Genomic DNA, 4472 nt, shown 5'->3' on the forward strand with positions numbered 1-4472 from the left:
GGCGTAGGGCGGGAAGTTGTAGTGCAGCATGAAGCGCTCCCGGTATTCGCCGGAGAGCGCGTCGATGATCTGCTCGTCGCGCCCGGTACCGAGGGTGGCGACGACGATGGCCTGCGTTTCGCCGCGCGTGAACAAGGCGGAGCCGTGGGCGCGCGGCAGGACGCCCGAGCGGATGGCAATCGGTCGGACCGTGCGCGTATCGCGGCCGTCGATCCTCGGTTCCCCGGCGAGAATGCGGCCGCGGACGATCCGCGCTTCCGCTTCGTCGACCATGTTGCGCACCGCATTGGCGTCCGGTGCGTCGTCGTCGGCGGTCAGGGTCTCCACGGCGTAGGCGGTGATCTCCTTGATCCGCTGTGTGCGCAACTGCTTGCTGGTAATCCGATAGGCTTCTTCGAGTTCCGCTTCGACAAGTCGATTGAGCTTGCTATGTACGGCCTCGTTTCTGGCGGCCGGCGTCCAGTCCCACTCCGGTTTGCCGGCCTCATCCGCCAGTTCGTTGATCGCATCGATCGCTACCTGCATCTGCTGATGGCCGTAAACGACGGCGCCGAGCATGACCTCCTCGGACAGCTCCATGGCCTCCGATTCGACCATCAGGACGGCTGCCTGCGTCCCGGCGACGACCAGGTTGAGCCGGCTCGCGGCGAGCTGGCTGTTGCCCGGGTTGAGCACATACTGACCATCGATGTAGCCGACGCGGGCGGCGCCAATCGGGCCGTCGAACGGGATGCCGGAGATCGCCAGCGCTGCCGAGGCGCCGATCATTGCCGGAATGTCGGGATCGATCTCCGGATTGAGCGACATCACCATCGCCACGATCTGGACCTCGTGGTAGAAGCCCTCGGGGAAAAGGGGGCGCAGGGGACGGTCAATGAGTCGAGAGGTCAGCGTCTCCTTTTCCGATGGGCGACCCTCGCGCTTGAAGAAACCACCGGGAATTCTTCCTGCGGCGTAGGTTTTTTCGATGTAATCGACGGTCAGCGGAAAGAAGTCCTGGCCCGGTCTGGCCGTGCGATTGCCGACCACACTGACCAGCACCACGGTGTCATCCATCGAGACCATTACGGCGCCACCGGCCTGGCGGGCGATCTCACCGGTTTCCAGGCTTACCTGCTGGGCACCGTAGGCGAAGGTTTTCTTGACGATATTAAACATTGTTCCCTTTCTCAATAGTCTGGCACGTGCCTGCCCACGACTCCGGCAGACAATTCAACCGACGCGCCCGTTTGCCAACCAAGCCGTGGCAACAGAAACGGCGGCGCAGCCCGCATGGGCTGGCCGCTGACGGCTTTTCGATTCGCCTGCATTTGCCGACCGCCAAGCGGATCGGTGAGCAGGCCTACTTGCGCAGGCCGAGACGCTGAATCAGGTTACGGTACGAATCAACGTTGGTGCGCTTCAGATAGTCCAGCAACTTGCGACGACGACTGACCATGCGCAGCAGACCACGACGCGAGTGGTTGTCCTTCTTGTGTTCCTTGAAGTGACCGGTCAGGTCATTGATGCGTGCGGTCAGCAGGGCCACCTGGACTTCGGACGATCCGGTGTCGCCGGCCGCACGCTGGTAATCGGTCATGATCTGCGCTTTTTGCGCAACATCTATCGCCATGTCAAACTCTCTTTCGTGGTAAGCGGCGCAGCCCCGGTTTGATAGAGCCAACGCCCGGTTGATGAAGGTGCTTATTCGCTTGGCGAAGCGAGCCGCGGATTGTAACTGCTGGTCGGCACTGCGGCAAGGAGTACGGCGGATGGCATGCGATCGAAACTTGTGCTTCAGCTTCCGGCCAGGACCAGGGGGCGGCAACGACGGGTTGCCGGTCGGTAGCACAAATCATGAGCGGTTAAAGAAAAACCGCCCCGAAGGGCGGTCTTCCTGGTGACGATCGCTTGGCGCGGCGAATCAGGCCTGGCGGCGACGAGCGGCGCCCAGACCGAGAAGGCCCAGACCGACCAGCAGCATCGAAGCCGGCTCGGGGGTTTGGTTGGTGTTGTACTCGTAAGTGATTTTCGCACCACAGCCTGCCTGCGTGTCCTGCGTGGTGTCGATGTTGCCGCCACCGCCCTGAACCTGGAAGCCCGACAAGGACTGGCAATTCAGGGTGAAGGTGCCGCCACCGGCCGCCTGCAGCAGGTTGAGTGTCGCTGCGTTGAGGATCAGGTCGGTATCCGTAATGCTGCCCGAAACCGGCCCGAAGCTCTTGGTCTCGCCGGGGGCGTAGGTCTGCACGCCCGAGGTATCGGACAGACCGATGGCGGCCAGGAGCGCGTCCAGGGCGTTGATCGAGCTGTCCCAGAAGATGGTCGTGGAGGAGGTCAGTATGGCGCTTTGATTTTGCACCGCCTGGTTCGTCCCCGTGTAGAGGAAGCGGGCGGCGCCGGTCACCTCGAGGGTGGCTTGGGTCAGCGTCCCCAGGGTCGAGTCGAACAAGCCGAGCGTTCCGGTGTTGTCGATCTCGGTGACGCTGAGCGGAAAAGTGAAGTCATAGCTGACCGACGCGGCACTGGCGGAACCGATGCCCAGAGCAGATACGACAGCAGCAGCCAGAAGGTATTTTTTCATTATGGTTTCCTTTTCGCTTCAATGGAAGGTGTGTAGTTTTAACGCGTGACTTGCCAAGAAGCGAGCCACTGTGCATCTACCAAGCATGAACCATGCCAGAGTGATTTTGTGGATTATTTTCAACTGCTTGCCTGGTGTGGCCTGGAACGGAGCGCCTGTGGTGTAAAAAAAGTCGACACTTTTCAGGCGGTTCGCGCTGCTTGCCCGCAAACTCAGGCGTGGCGACCATCATGTCCGAGGACATGCAACGCCGCCGGCGTGCGCGCCGGCCTCTCGGCTCAGCGCGGTGCGTCAGCGGTAGGGGGAAAGCACGTCCTGATCATGTTGCGCGTCATTTTGGTCCCCGATCCTGTTTCACCAGGAGGCGCTCGACATGCGCGAGGCGTGCGCCGAAGTCTTCCTTGAAACGGGCCTGGTCAAGGTTGATGGCGCGCAGGCCGTCGCTCTGCAAGCGGGAGGGTATTTCCGACATCAGGTAGTGCGAACTGCCCAACGCCATGCCGCGGGAGGGTGAGCCACCGTACCAGCAGTAGGCGCTCCCGCCGGGCTGGAAGACAAAGTCGGAAGACAGGGCTCGCCTCCAGGGTGGCCTCGAACAGCCTGCCGCATCCGTCCGCCAGCATCTTGCGAACGCGGTCTGCAGATCGGCGATCTCCAGCGCACTGCTGCTGGCGACAGCAAGCACATGTGGGACGGTTGTGCGGGCCAAAGGGATGTCTCGTCATCCAACATTCGGGCCTGTTTCTTGCTCAAGGACGCTAGCCGTTAGCGCGCAGGGGCAGTTCGATCTGTTGCCCTCACGACCGGTTGTCCTTGAAGGCCCAGACCGTCGAATCAGGCGTCGCGACGTGTGCCATGAAACGAAGGGGCGGGATAGCCCGTAGGGCCTTGACCAAAAGGCGGGCAGTTGCCGGTAACGGCTTCCTGGACAGTATGTCGAAGCGGTCAAGCGGATTCATGCCCCGCCTCTTGAGCCAGTCGCGCAACTCATAGTAAGAAAACCAGTTGACTGCCGGGTAACGTGCATAGTTTGCCCACTGCGGATGGGTTGTCAGCGACTTGCGCACGCACCAGCGCTTGACCGGTGGTGGGTACCACGAGTAGGCCGGTAAGGTGAACTCCTGCTGCTTCGGGCACAGTTTGTTGGTTGTGCTGAGATAGAGAAGACCGCCAGGTCGCAGTACGCGAACGGCTTCTGACAAACAAGCCTCCCATTCGGCAACGTGCTCGAGCAACTCCGGCAAGAGGACCACGTCAGCGCTTTCCTTCTCGAACGGAAGCTGCGTCGCTGTCCCGATCCGGAAGTCGATCACCAATCCCTTCTCGCGGGCGCGTTCGCGGCCCAGAGTGATGAGTGGCTCGTTCACGTCAAGGCCACAGACGCGGTGGCCAAGCTCCGCCCAAAGGAGCGCCTGGGCTCCCGCTCCGCAGCCTATGTCCAGGATAACCAGAGGCTGCCCAGCGGCACCATGCTCCGCAAGCAGTGCGAGTGCAGCGTCACGCACGCGCTCGAACCGTCCCCGCGTCACCTCGGAAAGACTAGCCTCAGCGTAGTACGAAAGGAAGTGCGGATCGGAACTGTGGTCGAAAGGCGACGGGGGCGAACTGCTCATGACGCTACCTTTGCTGCTGGTACTGTGAACCAGCAAGGGATAGGGGATTGCATTCTGGGGGGCCTCCTGCAGGATCTTTAGCTGTAGCATATAGCGGATCTGTTGGTTTGCGGACGCGCAAAGCCGAGAACCGGGTGATTAATATTGGCCGGCCGCGAGGCAGCGCAACTTCTTTTCTGTAAAAGCCCCCAAGGGATTCCATCGGGATATAGCCATCAGTCATTCAGGTTGAGGTAGATTTTCCCGGTCATCCATTCCTCGTCGCATTCTGCCAGAAGGGCGGAGACAAGGCGCAG

At 61.3% G+C, this 4472-nt stretch carries 5 protein-coding genes; all 5 read right to left on the reverse strand.

The window, feature by feature from the left end:
- On the reverse strand, positions 1-1158 hold a 1158-nt coding region (gene pnp, locus JNK99_RS06840), incomplete at its 3' end, for a polyribonucleotide nucleotidyltransferase (protein ID WP_291850553.1).
- 184 nt (positions 1159-1342) lie between these two features.
- Complete coding sequence (gene rpsO / locus JNK99_RS06845; RefSeq protein ID WP_291850555.1) at positions 1343-1612, reverse strand: 30S ribosomal protein S15; 270 nt, start codon at positions 1610-1612, stop codon at positions 1343-1345.
- 291 nt (positions 1613-1903) lie between these two features.
- Entirely contained in the window at positions 1904-2563 is a 660-nt protein-coding gene (locus JNK99_RS06850) for a choice-of-anchor E domain-containing protein (RefSeq protein ID WP_291850558.1), read from the reverse strand.
- A gap of 331 nt (positions 2564-2894) precedes the next feature.
- Positions 2895-3035 (reverse strand): hypothetical protein, encoded by a 141-nt coding sequence (locus JNK99_RS06855; RefSeq protein WP_291850561.1) that lies wholly within the window; start codon positions 3033-3035, stop codon positions 2895-2897.
- Between the two features lie 325 nt (positions 3036-3360).
- Positions 3361-4176, reverse strand: a complete 816-nt coding sequence (locus tag JNK99_RS06860) for a class I SAM-dependent methyltransferase (protein ID WP_291850564.1) — start codon at positions 4174-4176, stop codon at positions 3361-3363.
- Positions 4177-4472 lie beyond the last annotated feature (296 nt).

The organism is Accumulibacter sp. (assembly GCF_016789985.1).
Lineage (GTDB): Bacteria > Pseudomonadota > Gammaproteobacteria > Burkholderiales > Rhodocyclaceae > Accumulibacter.